This is a genomic window from Aquimarina rubra, assembly GCF_042684305.1.
GTDB classification, from domain to species: Bacteria; Bacteroidota; Bacteroidia; order Flavobacteriales; family Flavobacteriaceae; genus Aquimarina; species Aquimarina rubra.
The window spans coordinates 512,492-533,292 of record NZ_JBHULE010000019.1; the positions used below are offsets into that span (position 1 = coordinate 512,492).

The following is a 20,801-nucleotide window of genomic DNA, read 5'->3' on the forward strand; positions in this document are numbered from 1 at the left end:
TAACCCTAATTTTGAGTAAACCGTATAAACCAAAATATCATGAAAAAAAGACTACTCCTTTTAATCCTACTATGCCCTCTCTTAAGCTTTTCTCAATTTAGATTAATAAAAGATATTATTGTAGGAACAAATAGTTCAAATCCTTATAACTTTATCGAGTTTAATGGAAAATTTTATTTTACAACTGATGTTGTAAATTCGGGTACTGATGATCAATGCTTTGAAAGTGATGGTACCACCCTGGGAACATTTAGTTTGAAAGACCAATCCGGAAATACCTTGCTAAATGGTAATGCTGCTACAAACGGGGTGATACCAATAGATTGGGAAATTCTTGGAAATGAATTATTATTTTCTGCTCAGGATTTGGTAAATGGCCCAGAATTATACAAAATAAGCAATACAGATAGTACTGCAGAATTAGTCCTAGATATGCGCTCATCAGGAGGATCAAACCCTTTTGAATTTACTCCAATTAATAACACCTTAATTTTCTCTGCAAACGACGGTGTTAATGGTCGTGAGCTTTGGGTAACCGATGGAACAACATCCGGCACACAAATTTTAAAAGATATCGCCTCCGGGAACGCCAGTAGTAGTCCACAAAACTTTTTTGTGTATGGAAACACTGTATATTTTACTGCTAATGACAATGTTAATGGTAATGAACTTTGGGTAACAGACGGCACTACATCAGGGACACAACTCTTAAAAGATATTGCAGCAGGAGCAGCCCCTAGTGGAACGAGAGATTTTATTGGTTTTAATGGTAAAGTGTATTTTACAGCAGATGACGGTGTATCTGGAAGAGAATTGTGGGTGACCGATGGCACGAATGCAGGCACAAAAATAGTGCAGGATTTAAATGCTGGATTAGCAGGAAGTGAGCCAGACAATTTAATTGTATTTAACGATAACCTAGTATTTTCCGCAAATGTGCCCTCCGTGGGAATAGAGTTAGTAAAAATGAACCCTTCCGAAAGCATCTCATCTCTTGGAAACATTAATCCTACAGGAGATTCTGAACCTCTAGACTTAACAGTTTTCAACGGAATGTTATATTTTTCTGCAACTAATGGCACCTCAGGAAGAGAGCTATACTCAACTAATGGGTTTCAATCCGGAACAGGTATCGTTAGTGATATTAACGCTTCAGGATCTAGTAATCCCGAAAATTTCCTAGCATATAATGGAAAACTTTATTTTAGTGCAGATGATGGTACCAGTGGTCCGGAACTCTGGGCCTATGATGATACAAATGGAACTGTATTAATACAAGATCTGGTAGTAGGCGCTTTAGGTTCATCTCCAGTTCCTGAATTGGTGTATGAGAATGAAATGATTTTAACGATTAATGATCCTTCAAATACAGGACGGGAATTATGGGCTTATATAGATCCAAGTTTCCAAACCTTTGTGCCTGATGACAATTTTGAACAGGCTTTAATTGATTTAGGATACGACACAACATTAGATGACAATGTAAATACCGGAAACATTAATGGTATAACCACTTTGTCAATCGATGGAAGTTCTGCCCCAGTTTCAGATTTTACCGGACTAGAAGCTTTTAAATCTTTGCAGAATTTCACAACTACTAACAATTCAGAGGCCAGTTTGGATCTAACAGAAAATTCCAACCTAACAGATTTGACCGTTTTTATAGATCAGAATATTAACAATATAATCGTTTCTCCTACTTTTAATACACACTTAACCAGGGTAACATATGCTTTAGGCAATCTATCTAACTTAAACTTAAGTGATTTTGAAACTTTGGAAAATGTAAATATTCAAGGCGATTCTAACTTAATTTCTATTGACATAAGTAACTGTTCATCTTCTAATTTGACTATGGATATTTCTAACGTCTCAAGCCTAACGGCAATAGATGTTACGAATGCTTCTGCGTTAAGACAATTATTCGTTACTGCTGGTGGAGCATTTACATCTATAGATGTAAGTACTGCCGTCAATTTAACCGATATTGGTATTATCAATAGTGGATTACAAACATTGGACTTAACCTCTAACACACTCTTAGATCGTGTTTTGGTTCAAAATAATCAATTAACTAGTCTCAATGTTAAAAATGGAAACAATACTATTTTAGTCGACTTTAATGCCTTGGGCAATATCAATCTAGGATGTATTGAGGTAGACAATGAAACCGATGCTAATTCAGAATCCGGCGCTTATAGCTCTTGGTTAAAAGATGGATCTGCCATATATTCTGAAAACTGTGCCACCCTATCAGTTGACGAAAACGTATCACAAAATATAGATTTATATCCTAACCCAGCAAATAACTATTTTGTAATCAAAAACAATACTGCTGATACTTTGAAAGTAGAAATCTTTGATTTGAATGGAAGAATAATTAAATCATTCGAAGAATACAAAGAGTCCTACAATATTAGCGAATTACCTTCAGGTTTGTATCTACTAAACCTAACAACAGATGGTTCAAGCTATACTTACAAACTATTAAAAAATTAGTCAAAAATGTTTTAAATACTTGATGATTAAAGGTGATCAGAGAGTATGGTGTATTTGTCATGCTCTCTTTTCATTTTCTACCCTTATGGACAATACTACAGGATATTAAAAAGATAATTTTTAATAAATAATTAATTCTAAAAATTGGACTCAAGCTGTTGCCTCTAATACATATTGAGTATACATTTTACAGTATTAATACTTCAAATTACCTTAAGAAAAATTAACTAAAATTCATTGGATTTAAGTTGATAGTAAAATAATCCAGATAGCACAGAAATTGCTATTCTTGGGGTTAGCCGATTAACAACAAAAGGAGTTACTTTTTAACTCCTTTTGTTATTTCCTACCCAAAACTGGTAGTACTACGATCCATTCTAGAGCTTATTTTTACTTGAAACTAAAACCTATCTGATATGATATCAAAACGACCTACTAACGATTCAACAAGATCTTATTTTAAAGTAATTCTATGTTTTCTGGTATACTTTATTTTTTATAATAGTATATCGGCACAACAAGAAATCATAGAGAGCGATGCCAATACTATTAATAAGTTACATCCCAATTTTAAAAACCGACTCAAAAATTTTTCAAAACCCAGTAAGATTTTAAAAGCTATACACGGTAAAAAAAATATCTTTATAACTGATACTATCAAATACATAGATACAAAAACCACGGGTTTACGAGCACTTGATATAAATAATTCTAATTCTGCTCAAGCAGCCAGTCAATATTTTGATGTCCCCAACCCATTAACTATTAATGGAGTAACCTTTTATGCTTGGTATGATGGGAGTGCTGGGGTGTCAACAACCATTGAAGTAGAAGTACAGCTAACAAATAACGACTCTTTACCAACTAACGTCCCTATAGCACAAGCTACAATCTCTGTAGATACTACTTTTGGTACCGGTTCTCTTAATGAGATAAAAAAAATGGTGATGTTTAATCCGCCAGTAACAGTTACTCAACCTTATGTAATTGTGATCAAAAATCTAAGCCCTAATAATATTAATTTGGTTAGTAACGATTATATCGGAGTAGCGTTAGACGGACAACAAGAGTGGTTGGCAAGTATTGACTTATTTGGAAATTGGACTCGCAGTTATGATGTTTTAGTAGGAGGGCAAGTATTTGATGCAGATTGGCTAATTGAACCCTACATATCTTATGATACTGATACAGATTTCTCTATTTCTCCACCTACAAACTCAGGTAATAATATGGTTACTGTCGAATCTAATGGAACAATTGATCTATTCATAGAGAATAGAATGTACAATCAAAATGAACTGTCAAATCAATCCAATTTATCTTATGCTTTTGATTTTGGAGATGGTAGCAACGTAATTAACAACCCAATGGCCTCTCATACTTATGCTACAGGTAATTCTCAAACCATTACACTTACTAACACCATAGTTGGCTGGACCAATACTTACTTAGATGTTGAAACAAAAGTTTGGGCACCGACATTATCAAATGGTCAGGATCTAGATAGAGAAAATATTTTAATATACCCAAATCCAACATATAAAAAATTTAATATAACAACAGATAAACCTATCAACAATATTAGTATTTACAATAATGCGGGACAAGAAGTATTAAAGTATAAAAAACCTCGAAAAGAGCTTAACATTGAGCAGTTATCAACCGGAGTATACTTCATTAATGTAACGACCGACCAAGGAACTTATAAAACCAAACTTATTAAACAGTAATGCAAAGTTTTTTTCAAAAATACCGCCTTCAGATGTTTCTTGTTTGTTTTTATCCACTACTGTACCTCGTAATTGAATGGTTGTTTTTTTAACACTACGATTTAACCTTTACCAATTTTGGGTAGTTCAAACAATGAAACTTAACTATCCTTTATCATAAACCATTAGTATGAAAACATTAAAACTTTTAGTGATTATATGTATGTTTACTATTCCAAATTTATCACATTCTCAGAATCCTTATTTAATACAAGTTGATCAGTGTCTACAACAATTAGAACAACTATCTTCTTTGGGTGCTTGGGAAGATTCTAATTTTACAAACAACTACCAGATGTTCATTGACAGAGGTGAATCCTTAATAGTCACGCTTGAAAAGAACGATTCTGCTACCTCTGATTTGCCAGAGCGAAAAAAATTGCTTAAAAACTTTAAAAACTTACTAGATACAAAAGGTAAAACAGATGTTGCTATCAGCTCTGGTGACGACTTAAATAATGGCTTAAACGGTTTACTTAAAAAAGGTAGGCAGAGTATAACCGGTTTAAGAAAAAAAATGAATCCAGAGCTGTACAACCGTATAGAAGATAATGGCACTCCAAATTCGTTTCATAAAAACAATATTGGCACTATTAAGTTTGGAGAATATACGTATGGAGCATCTTTTTCAAGTCTTAAAACTGAATTTACCATAAACAATGGTTTCAACTACTACCTTTTTTTATCCAAAGCAATTCATAATTTAGCTCTGGATCAACAAGAATCTACCGGGGATGATCGATGGTTTGCCAAATCAGACAATCGAATTCTGTTTAGTCTATATGTGTCCGACAGATTGGTACATTCTTGGATAGAAATCTCTCCTGCCCAGAGAGATTATGACGAAAAGTCAACATTCTTTAGCGGGGAGTGTATCACCAAAAAGCCAATCGATGTAAACTATACCAGTGGTTTTTATCATTATTTAGGAAAAAAATTCATTGTCTGGCATATGGAACCGGGAACTTATAATGTCAGCGTAGAAGCCTATTTATTTAATCAAACCATCCAAGATGAAGGTAAAGTTAAAATAGCTGAAGGAACATTTAAATTAAAAGCAACAAAAGCTGATCTGGAAAAATTTCTAGACGAAAGAAACCAACTAGAAATTATTAGTAGGACGATACAAAACTCCTGTAATCACAATATGATTATCGAAAAAGTGCGAGGTAAATATTCTGGAGAACGAATTACCTATCCCCCTGGTGTAAGAACATCTGGAGCGTTTGATACGGGAGATAAATTATATGTAATAAATCCAACGAATGGAAAACGCAAGTTTCTTATGGAAGTGACAGATGATACTCAAATTATTGCTTTTAATTGTAAGTGGTGATAACTCAGTTTTTCAGATTCAAAATACTCCATTACAGATATTGAAATATATTCTCTAAACAAAAAAAGTAGCTGTTCGGCAAAAACAGCTACTTCTCAAAACAATCAACTCTGAAAACATCATAAGCAGAAAACTATAATGGGCTTCAATAGTTTTCCGACTCGGCTAACTCAAACTCTTGTATAATTTTACTTTTCTTTTCTCTAATTGGTCTTTAAGGTCTCCTATGGTATTATTTATTGCATTTTCAAAACTATTCTCATCAGAAGAGGCATAAATTCTTGGTCCCGGAAGACTCAACCGAATCCCGCAAATATTACCCTTTTTGAAATCATTGTGTTCCTTATTAAAGAAGATGTCAGCTCTTATAATAAATGCATACTTTTTTGCAAGTTTTAGCAATTTTTTTGCCGTAAATGACTCTAAATATTTGCCACCTTCTATACTCTTATATTCGAAAACTGTTTTCATACTCCTTTAATTTAGATATTAATCAATATTTACTTTTAATGTTCTTTAAGACCATCCATTAAATAACTAAACGTCCACGGAGTCTTTTGTCTATTTTACGTTTTTTCTCTGTAATCATTTTCATAATATTCATCAGATCAGGATCTTTACTTTTCTTATATATTTCATTAATACTTAACACTAATGATTTCGCTTCTCTAGATGCAGAAACACGATCACTTGTACTCATATTACTCATACTTTTCTTTAGAAATTTTTTTGCCTTTTTCAATAACTCCATAAGAATACATTTAAGTGAAACATTCAATTTTGGTCCTTGCTATTTTTGAAATCAAGTAGCACATTGAAATCGCTTGTAACTTTTTATATTTAAAATCTTTACACCACTTTTTTTACTAGCAACAAGATAAAATTATGAATTATTCTTCATATATTTTTATTTATATTTGTAATCATAAACATTAAAATAATTTATGAATTATACTTTACATCAACTACAGATATTTCTCAAAATAGCAGAAAAAGAAAGCATCACTAAAGCCTCTGAAGAGTTACATTTAACACAACCTGCGGTATCCATACAACTCAAGAACTTTCAGGATCAATTTCCTATTCCCTTAACCGAAGTTATCGGTAGAAAACTATACGTCACTGATTTTGGGAAAGAAATTGCAATAGCTGCGCAGAAAATTGTGGATGAAGTAAATCAGATCAGTTATAAAACCATGGCTTATCAAGGCCAATTATCTGGTGTCCTAAAGATTTCTGTCGTTTCTACAGGAAAATATATTATTCCTTACTTCTTATCTGATTTTATGAAACAGCACGAAGGAGTAGACTTGGTTCTTGACGTAACAAACAAGCAACAAGTAATAAACAGTTTAGAAGAAAATACAGTTGATTTTTCTCTAGTTTCTGTATTACCTAACAATATGCAAATTGAAAAAACAAAATTGATGGAGAACCAATTATATCTGGTAGGTAATACTTCAGAAAAATTTACTAAGAAGAAGTATAACAAATCGATTTTTTCTGAACTTCCTTTGATCTACAGAGAACCCGGATCAGGAACTCGGCACACTATGGAAAAATATATAGAAAAAAACGATATCCCAGTCAGAAAGAAAATGGAGCTTACTTCTAATGAAGCAGTAAAGCAGGCAGTTATTGCAGGTTTAGGATATTCCATTATGCCACTTATTGGAATTCGAAATGATTTAGAGGCCGGGCGTTTGCAGATTATTCCTGTACAAGGTTTTCCTATAAAATCTATCTGGAATCTCATCTGGTTAAAAAACAAAAAGTTTTCGCTTGTTGCAGAAGCCTTTTTAAAATATGTAGAGGATAAAAAAGACGAAATAATTAAAGATAAATTTCATTTTTTTGATCAATAACAAAGTTTTTTTTGACAGAACGACACTATAGCTTATGCATAACAATTCCTTATAATTATTATCATTAATATAAATAAAAATATATAATAAATTATGCTGATTTTTGTGTAAAACGAGATGGACTTATTCTATCCTATAAAAACACGAAAATGACTAAAGCATTTATTTCTAGATTATCCGAATATTTCCAAATTTCTGTTGGAGTACTATTAGCTAGTGTTGGATTAAAAGCATTTTTATTACCTAATGGCTTCTTAGATGGAGGAGTTACCGGAATTGCCATTCTTCTTAATTCTACCTTGCATATCAATACTTCCATTGTTTTAGTATTACTAAGCCTTCCTTTTTTAGCACTTGCATATTTTTCAATTTCAAAAACAATGGTCATAAAATCTATTATTGCAATTATAGGTCTTGCAATCTCCATACAGATTGAAACCTTTGATGTGGTAACAAATGACAAACTACTTACTTCGATATTCGGGGGTCTTTTCCTTGGGTTAGGAATAGGAATTACTATAAAAAATGGTGCTGTTTTGGATGGGTCCGAAATATTAGGTATTTATATTAATAATGCATTTGGGATCAGTATTGGTAAGGTTATTTTATTATTTAATTTTATACTATTCGCTATAACCGCCATCATTGTGTCCAAAGAAACGGCTATGTATTCTATTTTGACATTTTTAGTGACTGCAAAAATTACAGATCTTACTATTGAAGGTTTTGAGGATTTTATTGGTGTTATGATTGTATCCAAAAAATCTAAAGCAATGAAAAGTGCTATTACAGAAAAACTAGGTGCTGGAATGACCGTTTTTCAAGGTGTAAATGGTCACGGAAGCAATGGTTCAACTGAAGATTTTGAAGTAATTCAAACCATAATAAACAGATTTGAAATTAGAAAAATAAATCGAATTATTGACACTATTGATCCTGATGCATTTATTGTAGAATACGACGTTAACAGAATTAAAGGGGGAATTTTGAGAAGATATCTCAATAAAAAATAGTTACTGTTCCCGCGATTTTCTACTTCGATATCTATAAAAAGACAGGTTCAAAAAGATACTTTTTTGAACCTGTTTATCTATAAAATATTTCCTAATCAAATATTTGTACTAAACATAAATACAACGGTAATCCTATAGTAATATTAAATAGAAAAGTCACTGTCAGTGCCACACCAAAGATAAGAGACCATATAATTTCTAGTATTAATTCACTATAAGAAAGCTCTTCTCCTCCTTTAAAACCAATAGACAGTAATGAATAAAGGGATATGAATTTTGAAGAGTTCCTGAGATTTCTAAATCACTTTTTAATCTCACTACTAGAATACCAAGAAAGAAAAATAATAATGCAGGATTAGTTAAATTATCAATTAATAAATGTAAATCCATAATAAAGACAATACCGTCTATTTTTATTTCGTATGATTTCAGACTTCTTTTGTCAGATTATTTTTTTACTAAAGTAATATGTATGTCACTTTCTATTTGAAGTTCTAAACCTTCTCTTCTGGCCTCCATTATGGTTTCTCTGATGGACTCTTTTGCTTTGATCAGCTCATCCATTCTACTATACAAGTGTGGTGTGTCATCATCACAATTTTGCTCAATAATGCTTAGTCGTTGTAATTTATGAAAGTTGATTTTCTTATCGATAAAAATGTTAAGAATGTCTGATGCTTCTGATGGAGTAAATGTCCCCTCCATTAATTTAACTTTTTGATCTGTAAGTGTCATAATTTTAGTTTTTAATTAATTATTGTTTATTTGATTTTTTTAAGTTAAGTTTTTTGGCTTCTGATTTTCCTGATTATCCAAACTATTTAGCATACACGTACATAAAATGATAAGACTAGATATCATTACTTCCTTCATAAATAATTTTGTGAGTGGGATAAGAACAATGTTGTAATCAGTAAATCTGTAAGAAGAATTTTATTCACTATTTGCATTTTCAAATGACATTAGATTAAAAATATTACGCTTTATTTTAAACCAGGATAGTACCAAGACCATCTTCGTTTCATCTTTAGGTTATACAAGGTTTTACGTAAAATTTTGTTCAAACTGAGTATAAAAGTGAGAACATTTTTTTATATATTTTTATTTATATTCATAATGCAATGTATAAGTATTATTTATGTATTAGGTATTTTCTTAAGTATACTAAAGATCATAACATATCTCTAACAATTTTATCCTTATCAACAGTGCATAAAAAAACCGCACAATGCGGTTTTCTTTTATTTATTCTGATTATTATATTTCTGAAACTCGCTCTGACAACAATCAGACATGTACTTTTCTAAGTTCAAAAACAGCGTAACTCATAACTTATCTAGTAGATTCAGTCCCTTCGATAGTATTATTTGATACACCTTATTTTTTAGTCAATGTATTGCACGTTATATGCGGAAACTTAACGATTTTACCATTTATAGGAATGTTCATCAAAATGGTTTGATTATAGGATAATTGTGTAAACTCTCCTCCTTGTGTAAATGCCTGTAACCAATAGTTAGCGCTATAATCTACCACATTCGCCTTTTGTTTTTCGAATGGAATATTGGTTACTGAACCTTTTGCTGCCGGGTTTTCAGTATCAACTCCCCACTGAATATATTGTGCACAAGAGTTTGCTGCGACTCCATCCTGTAATGGTTGATTAGGGTTATTGTTTAAAGCAGGAAAAGGATTGCCTACACTTTTTGTTGTATACTGGGTAGTATCTATTCCGGAAGGAATGATAGTTCCTGAATACGTACCGATGGGAGCCGGACCATTCTGAAGATAGGAATTAGGGTATCCCATAATTCCACCTTGTGCTAAAATCGAGTTTCCATGAGGTACAGAAATTTGTTTTGCTACATTGGTCGCAACTGACTGATCAGGTATCGGACCATTATGTGGTACAACTGGAGTGCTGGCATAAGGTTCTTCTGATTGTGGACCTGTTATCAAAAATAACCAGGAACCATTTTCTGCGTGAACTAATCTATCTTTTGCCGGACCATCTGCAAAGTAAATACGTTGTTCATAAAAAAGTACATTCGCATTCTGAATATAATCACCTCCTCTGTTTGGAGCAGTACCATTTATAGGAGAAAATGTAATTTCTTCGTAGTATTTAAAATTTTTCAAAATATATCCACTCGCCTCTGATCCAGTTGGCAATGGCATAATATTGTAAGAATAGGGAGAAGCTGTTCCTCCACCATTTGTTGTTCCCAGATTTTGATTTGTCCAGGTTCCAATCAAATGACTAAGTGGCCCCAAACCATCAACATTAGCAGCTGGATTGGTCTGAACCGGTTCATTTATAAGAGAATCAGGAAAAACAGGTGGCGTTATACCCGAAGTTTTTCCTATGTAAGTTGTATCTTTTTCTGACATAATAGTACGTTTTAAATTTGATATTATTTTTAGTTGATTGTATTGTAATCATCCCCAATGCCCTCTGGAAACCCGTAAAGCAGTTTTTTGTTGGGTTTTATCCTTTTTTTCAACAGAACTTTTACACGGAGCATTATCCATCGGCTTAATCTTTCCTTTAGATATTTTACTTAATGCTAAATCAGAAGATCTTAATGATCCGTTTACCCATCCTTGCATATCAGAAATAGCTTCGTTACACATATAGAATCCAGGTAATGGATTAGAGAGATATTCGATGGTTTCTTTATCATTGACATTCAGTTGCCATTGATGATATGCGTGTTCAAAATCATCTTCTCCGTTCCATAAACGATAGCTTGTAAAAATTGGATCCGGTATATTGGTAACCCCAAATAATAACCCCATTTGTTTTCTCGCTTCAGCCACTACAGCTTGCGAAGCTGGAAAAACGGTTTGTGATTTCATCTCATTATATTTTTCCTGCAACGGCGAAGTGAATTTTGGACCCACATTTTGTAATCCTTTCCAAAAATTAGTATTGTTAAAATCACAGTATAACGTTAATGCTGCTGGTTCTTCACCACTAATTATAGAAACAGTTCCCTTTTTATGATCCACCTCCAAATCTTCTACAGAATAGAATGGATATATAGAATTTATAGGTAAATCTGTAAAATTAGGTCCGAATTCTATTTTTGGTCTTCCTGTAGATTCGGTATACCACCAAGCTTCTCTGAAATAGAAATTAATCTTCATCAGATTCATCCCTAAAACCCCATTAATACTTTCCCACAATCTCATTCCATCCTGTTTCTTATTCGTTGTATAAAGGGCTGGAGATTTAGTATAAAGTGATTTAAATCCGGTAGCTGCAATCGCAGATATTATTTGTTTTGCTTTTATCTTTTTGTGTTCACCACACGGAATATTTGGTTTGGAATTTTGCCCTTCGGGAGCTTCGGTAAGATGTATGATAAAATCATTCTCTTCTCCCTGGATGCTATCTATATTGGTACTGAGATAAATATTTACCTTTCCTTCCAATTCTTTTTTGATAGCATCAGGAAGCGTGCTAAATCCATACTTAAAAGTATAATATGTTGGATCTTTTGGAAAGTCAGCCAGAATCTGCCAAGCATCACCTGCGTTTGGCAATGACTTAAAAGGCCCTGCAAATCCAATAGTATTGGTTAGCATTTCTATACATTCTTCAGAATATCCCATATCTCGTAATAACCCCCATAATTGCCATTCATTCATAGGAATTTCTTTCCATTTAAAATGTAATCTGAATTTCTGCCAATATTCTGGCGTCTGATCCTCATCCAAAATAATATCATTTGCTTCCAGAATTCTATTGTAAGCATTCGTTACAATCTGTACAGGACTTAACCCTATCTCTTCTGGGTTTAAATCATATAATTGACTCCAGATTATATTCCCTCCGGCATTAGCTTCTGCCAATGAAAAACTATGTCCTCTAATACAAAATCTATTAGTGTCATCTGTACTTGACATTGGAAAAGGAACAATCTCATCACATATATTTAATGCGCCATTAAGGGTCATTAATTCTTCCATATTATAATTGAAACGCATACCGCCTTGCTCTTCCTTTACTAAATCAATTTGAACTTGGTCGTAAAAATTACGGATTCCATTTTCATCAGAAACTTTATGATTTCCGCGAATAGGAATTAAATCGGATTGTAACCGCCCTCCTGTTCGATTAAGACGTTCATATATCGCAATTTTTTTTCCTGAATATGCAGGATCATTGATCAATCGATATGCACAATACAGACCAGAAATACCTGCTCCAATAATTGCAATATCCACATCCTCCTGATCTGAAATTTCTTTAAACGTTAAAATAGACATGTTGTTTAGTATTTAAAAGTTGTGAATTCTAAGCCGGGGATTTCCCCAAAGTTCTATTTTAATTTCAAAGAAAAAAAGCGTATAAACCCCTGTTTTTTTGATTCATAAACGAATCAAGATTGTTTTTTAAAAAACTGATTGAAACAATAAATACAATACATCACAAGAAAACAGGTGTTTTCACCTATACCAAAAATTCCCTCGTATGCGTAGCTTTGAGAAGCACAGCTTAAGTAAAAATATAACTCAAGATTATGTCTGGTAAAAAGAAAAAAATCTCTCAATACGAACAGGTAAAAGAGATTCTCAATACACTACAAGGAAAAACAGTTCCCAGCTATCAGGGATTGCATGCTTTTTGGTTAGATCCGGAAACTTTTATGACTGGTTCTTTATATGGACAACGATTAATTGCTCCCAAGGATCACTCTGATGCTGATAAAGGGTCTGATGATTGTTGTGGATCCAAAGATTCAGCTTCGATACCCGTAACTGCTAAGCAATCCACTAAAAATAGCGAAGGGTGTTGCGGATCTCAGGAAAGTTCTTCTGACACTGCGGCATCACAGGGAGCGGTCTCTGCCGTACAGCAACCACCTACTACAACTTCTATAGGAGATTGCTGGCCATCAGGAGGTTCTGGTGGTGGAGGTGGAAGTAGTCCAACTCAAAAACGAAGTGACCAATCTGCAATTATTATAGGATTAAAAGGCCAGTATCCTTTTGATGGTAGCATTTTCCCAAAACTATTGTGGGATGCATCTGCCACAGCTTCTGCAGACCAAATACAAACTATTGCCAACTGGATTGATGCTGATTGTCCGTTAACCATAGAAGAAGAGCAAAAAAACGCATCGAAAGTGCTACAAGCTTCTACCAGTAATAATCATCTGGCACTGGCCAATGGAGAATTACTTCATCAGGTATCTACCAATAAAACCAATCAGGATCACAGGGATAATAAAGGTCTTACGATTAGAAAAGAAGTAAGCTCTCTTACACCTGAAGAATTGAATACCTTTAGAGAAGCACTAAACTGTATGTTTCAATATACAGATTATTGGCAGGATGAAAGAAGCTTTGACTATTGGGCAAGAATACATACTGACTCATGTCAGCACGGATGGGAGCAATTTACTACTTGGCATAGACTATATTTATACTTTTTTGAGCAAAAGCTACAGGATTATGATCAGAATATTGCCTTGCCTTATTGGTCTTGGTCCGATTATGCTGATCAAAATAAGAACACCTTTAATAACAAGGAATATGATTTGGGTGTCCTTCCAGAAGCTTATGGATGTTATCTAACTCAAAAAGGATTAGACAAACTCAAAGACCAAAAAACTGCTGAAGGTAAATCCATATTAACCAAGAAAGAAATTTCGGCCTTAGAAAAAATTGTAAAAAAAGGAACCGTTTATAATTCAGGTTTGCGTTTTCTAAAAGCCGCCGGAATTCCTTATGAAATTATCAATGTTAATAATGTAGCCGTGTGGTCAGATAAAATCCGAGCTATCTATGATGTTCTAAAAGAAACTAATCCTTTATGGTTTCCTAATCGATGGCCTGGATCAATGGGTCCTTTATCACAATATCCAACCAAAGATGATATAAACTTGCTCCTTTCCATGGATAATTTCGGGGATTTTGGAGGAGGACCTTCTTATGACCATCATTATGGATCTTTAGAAAAAGTACATAATGGTATGCATAACTTCTCTGGTGGTACTAACCCATGTTATCCCGATAGTAGTGATGAGTGGAAAAAAATATATCAAAAACTAAAGCTTACTGTTGATCCACAAAGCAAGGAAAACCCGGTATATGGATGGATGACTGACAACAGAATTACAGCCTTCGATCCTTTGTTTTGGGCACATCATTCTAATGTAGACCGAATATGGGCACGATGGCAGGAGTTACATACCGGAACTCCTCAGGAAATGAATGCTGTTTTAGCTCCTTGGTCTATGACCGTTCAGGATACTATGAGTATTCAAAAGTTAGGATATACATATATGAGAGATTCTGTGTTCTATGATGTATCTAGTAAAGTAGGATTGGTAAAATTTAATAGTGCGCCTACCAAAGTTTCAACAAATACATTAGATACTCACCGCAAAGCAGAAATTAAAATTCATAGAGTTCAACGAGGAAATCTACAAAATGCGCATATCAGAGTATTTTTAAACGCTCCTGATGCTACTATGGATACGCCAACAAAAGGAAATGATCATTTTGTGGAGGAAATCTCCACGTTTCACGGAAGTTGTTATGGAGGTCCAGGGCATTGTAATTTGCCTTTGGACAAAACAAGACAATTTGATTTTAGACAATTACATCACCACGAACCCAGAAATTATAAAATTAACGCCACAGATGCAGTACAACGCATCTTAAATAATGGTGCAAAAGACATTACCATACAACTAGTGATTCTGGGTATTGATGGAAAACAGATAGACAATGCTGTATACATCGATGGTGTATCCTTAAACTTCATGGACTAAATTAAAGCAACACATAATGGACAATACATATACTACTTTTAAAATTCACCCAAGTATCGGAATTGCAAGACTCGGTAACACTGATGATGATTTCTACCTTACTCCAGAGCAACCTGGAACATTGCCTATAGCTTGTGATGAAATGGGAAGAGAACAAAAAGATTCAAAAGGAAATCCAATCAGAGTAAGCTCTTTTAAAGACAGTAGTGATTTATCTAAAATCAAGAAACAAGCTGCTCGATTTAGAGTATTTGCTTACAAAGATGAAGAAGATACTGAAGGAGAAGAAATCAAAGTTGGAGGCACTTATAATTTTGTATATCAAACTGCAGTTACAGCGCCAAGAATGGTTCAGGGAAAAGTCACTGATATTGATTGGACCGTACATTTAGCCAATAAGAAAGCCTCTTGGTATGAGTTTCAGGAAACCGATGGAGAACATGGGTATGCTCCTAGTCATCCGCTTCGTAATCCTGAAGTCACTCAACCCGATTTAAGAAGGCAACTCATTATTGATCCTGGGCCACTTACGGTAAACCTTAAAAACAACAAAGGTGCTTTTGCCAAATTTGGTTCAGAAAGTAAGAAAATGGATGCGAGTAAGTATAAAAAAGTATCGTATCCCCAAACCTTTCCGCCTTCAGATATACAACCGAATTCTATTGAAACATTAGGAAGTCTAATGGTTAATGAACAGGAAAAAAATATCCGACTGATTGTATTAGGAGGAAATGGTAATTCTGGATCTACAAACACTCCAGTTATCGAAAGTTTCGTAAATAATGATGGTTGGTTTGATGATATCTCTGATGGACCTGTGACCGCTAAAATCGAATATACATTTACAGATATCACCTATGACGGCGATAAAGAAATAAAAACCAAAACTACAGGAACCATGGATGTACAAATTCCGGCATGGGTTGTTGTGGGATATCCAAGATACGTTCCTGAAATGGAAGATATGATCACTATGGATGAAAAGATGTATGACCTTTTTGTTCGTAAAATGGCATATGATCCTCAAGTGTTTGGAGTACCTCCTTTCACAAAAGAAAACAACAGCCCCAAAACTCAGGAAGAATTTGATATCTGGAGAAATGAAGCACGATACAATCCTGATTATTATCCAAAATTTTATAAAGAATTGTGGCCCCAATTACGCAGGCCTGATGACTTTAAATACACCTTTGTTTTTGACTTCTTTGGTGGAGGTGATCCTCATAATCGCGGTACTGGTGGAAATTTAAATTATGAAACACTCTCTATCCCTCCGGAGAATGGAAAAGATCCATATTACAGATTGAGGCAATTTGTATTCGGCATTATGAGACAAACCAACCAGCTTAACGAATATGAAGTAGAGGGGAACTACAATTCCACTTCTAATAAACCACGTTTAATGCCTATGCTCTGTGGCAACAATCCGCTTAGCAATACGGCTCCACAGAAGTTTCTTTCTATGACAGAAACCCAGTTGTTCTTTTTAAAACAATGGGCGAATGGGAAATTTGTGAATGAGTGCGCAGAATGGGGAGAAAGCAATAAAAAGTGTACAAACCCTTGGGCAAATCCTCCTACAACTGGTATCGGAATTGACAGAGGCGTATTGAGTAATGTATTAGGCGGTGCTTTCTGTCCAGGAGGCGAACTCTCCTGGATTGTTAATAACCCGGCTATTTATAGCGAACCTTATAGAATCAAACACGCAACTTATATAGCTGGAGGGCTAAGTATTCCTCAACCGATTGCCAATACAGATGGTAGTACTGCTCCCAATCTTTCAGCAGGACTTGAACCAGGTGATTTAACAAAATACATTGGTATTCCCTGGCAAGCAGATTTCCACGAATGTACGTTTCAGAATATTAATATCACTTATGAAAAATGGAATAACATTTATCCAGAATCAACCGGTGATCCAGTAGAACAACAAATAGCATATAATATTCCCTGGTGGCCTGCTCACAGACCTATCGTAGTTCCTGAATCCAAAGGAGGATCTCAGGTATACTGGGCATCAGGAATACCTAATAACAAAGCTGGTGATCTGCAAATGGTACAAGCATGGAAAGATCTTGGATTTTTAATTGCCGATGGTACTGGAATTACAAGACAGTTTTATCAAGTAGAACGTAACAATGACGCATTAGGGGATCCTGTAAAACCGGGAGACCGTGTATTGGGACAAAGTTTTGGAGAATCTACTAAAGAAAATAACAAAAATTAAAATATCATGAGTATATCAACGAACTCACTTCCTGAAGTTCTTACAGGAATATGGACTTATAGAAGTTTTCTAAGCAATCCTGACTTAGATGCAGATTTTGATTCATTAGAATTTGGAAGAGGAAATATAAAAATAAACGAAGCTCCTATGCAAACTCTGGATGGTTTGATATACGGTCCAGGATGGGAACTAAAACTAAATGGTTCCATTGGATATGGTAATCCATTTACTTTACAATTTCAAGGAAAAGGAATTGTAGGAGGTGCCGAATGGATCTATAACTACCTGGGATATTATGTGCCAAACTGGATGAATGGCATGGATCAACGTCCAGCCATTGTTGGATCAATAGTAAGGTCTATTCCTCATCCGACAGGACCAAATGGAAAATCAACTGCTCCTGCAGGTGTAGTTGCGCAATGGATCGCCGTAAAACAAGACCCAAGTTAATGAACAGCAATTGTCTTACATATGATGTCTTAATAATAGGTGCAGGTGTTGCCGGCTGTGCTACCGCAATTGCTTTAAAAAATGAAGCTCCTGACCTTCGTATCGCTATTGTGGAACGCAAACCTCCTTTTAAATCAAACGACACCTCTGCATATCGAATAGGAGAGACATTACCTCCTCATGCTTCTCAACAATTACAAAAATTGGAGATTTGGAATTCTTTTCTAGCGTGTAATTTTATAACTGCATATGGAACCTCTGCTGCTTGGGGATCATCGGAGTTATACCATAATGAATATATCTATTCTCCTTATGGATATGGTTGGCATCTGGATCGAATTGCTTTTGATCAATTCATGATTAAAGAAGCACAAGAACGCGGTGTTTTCTTCTATTTTGAAAGCAGTATTATTTCATCAAAAAAGAAACCTAAGTATTGGTCTTTACAAGCCAATGATAAACAAGATGTTATAGCTATAAAATCCAATTTTGTTATAGATGCCACCGGTAAAAAGGCTGCATTCTCCAGTCTTCAGAAATCCAATAAAATTAAAGAGGACCAAATGGTTGGGATTTATTGTATTTATGATACAAAAGGTAGGTATAAGGATCATTCTGGAATAGGTAACGGCACCTGTGTAGAAACTGATCCATATGGATGGTGGTATAGTGCTACATTACCTAATAAAACTATCGTAGTTGGCTATATGACGGATGCTGATATTGCCAATAAGATGCAGCTTCGTAAAAAAGAAGTTTTTGACAAATTCTTACACAGGACAAAACATACCCACAACAGAGTTAAAGATACCAGACATATATCACAGCCTAAGACAATAGCGGCTCACACACAATACCTCAGTACTCCAACTGGAGATTCCTGGCTCGCTGTTGGTGATGCAGCTTCCAGCTATGATCCTATTTCTTCTATGGGTATTTTTAAATCTTTGACCATGAGTCAATTTGCGGCATATGCCACTTTAGATGCTCTAAAGGGAAATCCAACCGGATTACAAAAATATCAACGAATTATCACTCAAGATTATCAGGGATATCTAAAGAAAAGGCAAGAATATTATATTCAAGAAGATAGATACACTACATCTCTTTTTTGGAAGAGAAGACACACTAATAAATCGATAACTAATTAACCTTAAAATTTTCTACACCATGAAACACGCATTACAACTTTTATACTCAAACTTGAAACAGATCGCATTGATTTTATGTATTTCATTTATACTGTTTTCTTGTGATGATAAGGTAACGATTGAGGGAAATAATGATACTGCAGAAGTCAATGTTAATACTGATGACTACAAAAAAATACCCGCACCAGTGAAACTCTCACCAGACATTCCTGTAGACGTAGATCCAGTGATTCAAAAAAAATTAAAAGACAAAAAAAATATATTTAAGCTTAATGAAAAGTTTAATGAATATAGCTGGCAAGCGTTTGTTGCAATTATGTGGCCAAGAGATGATAAGGGTGCTCCTACCCCAAAATTCACTGACAAAGGAGAGCCAACTTGGTTAGGTTGGAAAGAGGCTTTTCAGGTATATCGCAAAGATGGAAAAACTCCTGCTCCCTGGGGAAGCCCGAGAACAGCTTCCGGCTTAGGTTTACAAGAAGATAAATTAACTAAAGATGCCAGATTAGTACTTTCTTCAGCAACACCTACGCATCCTAAAAACTTTGACATCGCTGATGAAGTAGATCAGGCATTTGCAGGAAAACTATTTGATCAAAACGGAAATGTAGTGGTATACGAAGTATTAATGAATAAAGAGGAGTTTGATTATATCGTTACTAATAAGTTGTATAACAAAAATGGACAAACAAAATTTTCTGAAAGTGGTATCGCCAATTTTCCAAAAGGAGATTATAAAAACAATAAGCTTGGTGCTATAGAAATTAAGTTTGCATGGAAAGTTCTTACGGATAAAGATCATAAAGAAAGATATTATAGAGAAGAAGGGTATTTGATCAATCAAACTACCAGTAAATTAGATTCAATCCCTACAGATTTAGGAATGATTGGTTTTCATATCAGTCAAAAAACACCAACTGGAAAGCAATGGGTTTGGTCTACATTTGAACATATTGACAATCTTGATCAAAATGTTATTGAAAAAGATGGGAAAACAACAGTAATTCCTCCTTCACTAACAGATCCAAGCTGTGAGATCTGTCCTGTAAATATAGACGTAACCAATGGTGGTACAACCTATACTCATAATAAAGGAGCACACGGAGATTTTTGGACTATTTCAAGTAGTAATACTGAAATGTACTATGCTAAGAGTGATGTTATGAAAACTCAGGCTAAACGTATGGTTGACATCCCTGTGCGAGTACAAAGAGTAAATGAAAAAATGCAGACATATTTTAAACAACAAAAAAGTGTTTGGCAATACTATCAATTAATCGATACTCAATATCCATTAAATCAAGATGCACCTCCAGGAAATCATACTGAGGCCGGATATAAATTACCAGAATCCGTAGTTAATAAACCTGGTGGAAATCCTAACTTGGCATTACTGACCAATATCACGATGGAAACTTTTTTCCAAATAGGAAATCAATCAGCGGCTAATCTTATGGAAGCAAATCCGGTGAGCGATATCACCATTTTTGGTACAGAAAGTTGTATGGGATGTCACTCTAGTGCCGGAATTTATGAATATAAAAATGGGAAAGCAGTATCAGGAGATCAATTAAGTGGAGATTTTAGTTGGTTACTAGGCAAAGCCCAATGGGAAGAAGGAAAACCTAAAAAACCATCGAACTAACTGATTTAGGATCACAATCAAGCGAGGTTTTTACAAAGCATCGTATTCACTTCGC

General features: G+C 34.4%; 15 protein-coding genes and 1 pseudogene. 10 read left to right on the top strand and 6 right to left on the bottom strand.

The genetic code is table 11. The features are described from left to right. Positions 1–39 precede the first annotated feature (39 nt). From ACFSR1_RS10920 to ACFSR1_RS10930, 3 genes are all read left to right on the top strand, one after another. Positions 40–2,499: an ELWxxDGT repeat protein gene (locus ACFSR1_RS10920; RefSeq protein WP_378292389.1), complete on the top strand. Its 2,460-nt coding sequence runs from the start codon at positions 40–42 to the stop codon at positions 2,497–2,499. 416 nt (positions 2,500–2,915) lie between these two features. After that, positions 2,916–4,229 (top strand): T9SS type A sorting domain-containing protein, encoded by a 1,314-nt coding sequence (locus tag ACFSR1_RS10925; protein ID WP_378292390.1) that lies wholly within the window; start codon positions 2,916–2,918, stop codon positions 4,227–4,229. Positions 4,230–4,398: 169 nt separating this feature from the next. After that, positions 4,399–5,604, top strand: coding sequence for a hypothetical protein (locus ACFSR1_RS10930; protein WP_378292392.1), 1,206 nt, complete (start codon positions 4,399–4,401; stop codon positions 5,602–5,604). 165 nt (positions 5,605–5,769) lie between these two features. Here the strand turns inward: ACFSR1_RS10930 and ACFSR1_RS10935 are convergent, their stop codons facing one another. Together ACFSR1_RS10935 and ACFSR1_RS10940 are read right to left on the bottom strand one after the other, a co-directional pair. Continuing rightward, positions 5,770–6,075, bottom strand: a complete 306-nt coding sequence (locus ACFSR1_RS10935; RefSeq protein ID WP_378292394.1) for an HPF/RaiA family ribosome-associated protein — start codon at positions 6,073–6,075, stop codon at positions 5,770–5,772. Positions 6,076–6,133: 58 nt separating this feature from the next. Continuing rightward, positions 6,134–6,355 carry a hypothetical protein gene (locus ACFSR1_RS10940; protein ID WP_378292396.1) on the bottom strand — a complete coding sequence of 74 codons (222 nt, stop codon included), beginning with the start codon at positions 6,353–6,355 and terminating at the stop codon, positions 6,134–6,136. A gap of 193 nt (positions 6,356–6,548) precedes the next feature. Between ACFSR1_RS10940 and ACFSR1_RS10945 the strand changes: the two genes are divergently transcribed. After that, complete coding sequence (locus ACFSR1_RS10945) at positions 6,549–7,469, top strand: LysR family transcriptional regulator (RefSeq protein WP_378292398.1); 921 nt, start codon at positions 6,549–6,551, stop codon at positions 7,467–7,469. A gap of 149 nt (positions 7,470–7,618) precedes the next feature. Continuing rightward, positions 7,619–8,482: a YitT family protein gene (locus ACFSR1_RS10950; RefSeq protein ID WP_378292399.1), complete on the top strand. Its 864-nt coding sequence runs from the start codon at positions 7,619–7,621 to the stop codon at positions 8,480–8,482. A 157-nt stretch (positions 8,483–8,639) separates the two neighbouring features. Here the strand turns inward: ACFSR1_RS10950 and ACFSR1_RS10955 are convergent. From ACFSR1_RS10955 to ACFSR1_RS10970, 4 genes and pseudogenes are all read right to left on the bottom strand, one after another. Beyond that, positions 8,640–8,872, bottom strand: a pseudogene (locus ACFSR1_RS10955) (sodium-dependent bicarbonate transport family permease); the annotation flags it as partial. 57 nt (positions 8,873–8,929) lie between these two features. Then, positions 8,930–9,217 carry a hypothetical protein gene (locus ACFSR1_RS10960; RefSeq protein ID WP_378292401.1) on the bottom strand — a complete coding sequence of 96 codons (288 nt, stop codon included), beginning with the start codon at positions 9,215–9,217 and terminating at the stop codon, positions 8,930–8,932. A gap of 642 nt (positions 9,218–9,859) precedes the next feature. After that, complete coding sequence (locus ACFSR1_RS10965; RefSeq protein WP_378292403.1) at positions 9,860–10,873, bottom strand: heme-binding protein; 1,014 nt, start codon at positions 10,871–10,873, stop codon at positions 9,860–9,862. A 48-nt stretch (positions 10,874–10,921) separates the two neighbouring features. After that, complete coding sequence (locus ACFSR1_RS10970) at positions 10,922–12,757, bottom strand: FAD-dependent oxidoreductase (protein WP_378292405.1); 1,836 nt, start codon at positions 12,755–12,757, stop codon at positions 10,922–10,924. Between the two features lie 254 nt (positions 12,758–13,011). Here ACFSR1_RS10970 and ACFSR1_RS10975 point away from each other — a divergent pair, with 254 nt between their 5' ends. The 5 genes from ACFSR1_RS10975 to ACFSR1_RS10995 are packed head-to-tail and all read left to right on the top strand — an operon-like array spanning position 13,012 to position 20,746. Further along, on the top strand, positions 13,012–15,270 hold the full coding sequence (locus ACFSR1_RS10975; RefSeq protein ID WP_378292407.1) for a tyrosinase family protein: 2,259 nt from the start codon (positions 13,012–13,014) through the stop codon (positions 15,268–15,270). 16 nt (positions 15,271–15,286) lie between these two features. Next, positions 15,287–17,500, top strand: coding sequence for a LodA/GoxA family CTQ-dependent oxidase (locus tag ACFSR1_RS10980; protein WP_378292409.1), 2,214 nt, complete (start codon positions 15,287–15,289; stop codon positions 17,498–17,500). A 6-nt stretch (positions 17,501–17,506) separates the two neighbouring features. Next, entirely contained in the window at positions 17,507–17,950 is a 444-nt protein-coding gene (locus tag ACFSR1_RS10985; RefSeq protein ID WP_378292411.1) for a hypothetical protein, read from the top strand. Beyond that, entirely contained in the window at positions 17,950–19,101 is a 1,152-nt protein-coding gene (locus tag ACFSR1_RS10990) for an NAD(P)/FAD-dependent oxidoreductase (RefSeq protein ID WP_378292413.1), read from the top strand. The genes ACFSR1_RS10985 and ACFSR1_RS10990 overlap by 1 nt, the downstream gene beginning before the upstream one ends. 19 nt (positions 19,102–19,120) lie before the next feature. Continuing rightward, positions 19,121–20,746 (top strand): hypothetical protein, encoded by a 1,626-nt coding sequence (locus ACFSR1_RS10995; protein WP_378292414.1) that lies wholly within the window; start codon positions 19,121–19,123, stop codon positions 20,744–20,746. The last annotated feature ends 55 nt before the right edge of the window (positions 20,747–20,801 follow it).

Coding starts and splice junctions, on each gene's coding strand:
- ACFSR1_RS10920 (WP_378292389.1), top strand. CDS start 40: ATGAAAAAAAGACTACTCCTTTTAATCCTACTATGCCCTCTCTTAAGC.
- ACFSR1_RS10925 (WP_378292390.1), top strand. CDS start 2,916: ATGATATCAAAACGACCTACTAACGATTCAACAAGATCTTATTTTAAA.
- ACFSR1_RS10930 (WP_378292392.1), top strand. CDS start 4,399: ATGAAAACATTAAAACTTTTAGTGATTATATGTATGTTTACTATTCCA.
- ACFSR1_RS10935 (WP_378292394.1), bottom strand. CDS start 6,075: ATGAAAACAGTTTTCGAATATAAGAGTATAGAAGGTGGCAAATATTTA.
- ACFSR1_RS10940 (WP_378292396.1), bottom strand. CDS start 6,355: ATGGAGTTATTGAAAAAGGCAAAAAAATTTCTAAAGAAAAGTATGAGT.
- ACFSR1_RS10945 (WP_378292398.1), top strand. CDS start 6,549: ATGAATTATACTTTACATCAACTACAGATATTTCTCAAAATAGCAGAA.
- ACFSR1_RS10950 (WP_378292399.1), top strand. CDS start 7,619: ATGACTAAAGCATTTATTTCTAGATTATCCGAATATTTCCAAATTTCT.
- ACFSR1_RS10960 (WP_378292401.1), bottom strand. CDS start 9,217: ATGACACTTACAGATCAAAAAGTTAAATTAATGGAGGGGACATTTACT.
- ACFSR1_RS10965 (WP_378292403.1), bottom strand. CDS start 10,873: ATGTCAGAAAAAGATACAACTTACATAGGAAAAACTTCGGGTATAACG.
- ACFSR1_RS10970 (WP_378292405.1), bottom strand. CDS start 12,757: ATGTCTATTTTAACGTTTAAAGAAATTTCAGATCAGGAGGATGTGGAT.
- ACFSR1_RS10975 (WP_378292407.1), top strand. CDS start 13,012: ATGTCTGGTAAAAAGAAAAAAATCTCTCAATACGAACAGGTAAAAGAG.
- ACFSR1_RS10980 (WP_378292409.1), top strand. CDS start 15,287: ATGGACAATACATATACTACTTTTAAAATTCACCCAAGTATCGGAATT.
- ACFSR1_RS10985 (WP_378292411.1), top strand. CDS start 17,507: ATGAGTATATCAACGAACTCACTTCCTGAAGTTCTTACAGGAATATGG.
- ACFSR1_RS10990 (WP_378292413.1), top strand. CDS start 17,950: ATGAACAGCAATTGTCTTACATATGATGTCTTAATAATAGGTGCAGGT.
- ACFSR1_RS10995 (WP_378292414.1), top strand. CDS start 19,121: ATGAAACACGCATTACAACTTTTATACTCAAACTTGAAACAGATCGCA.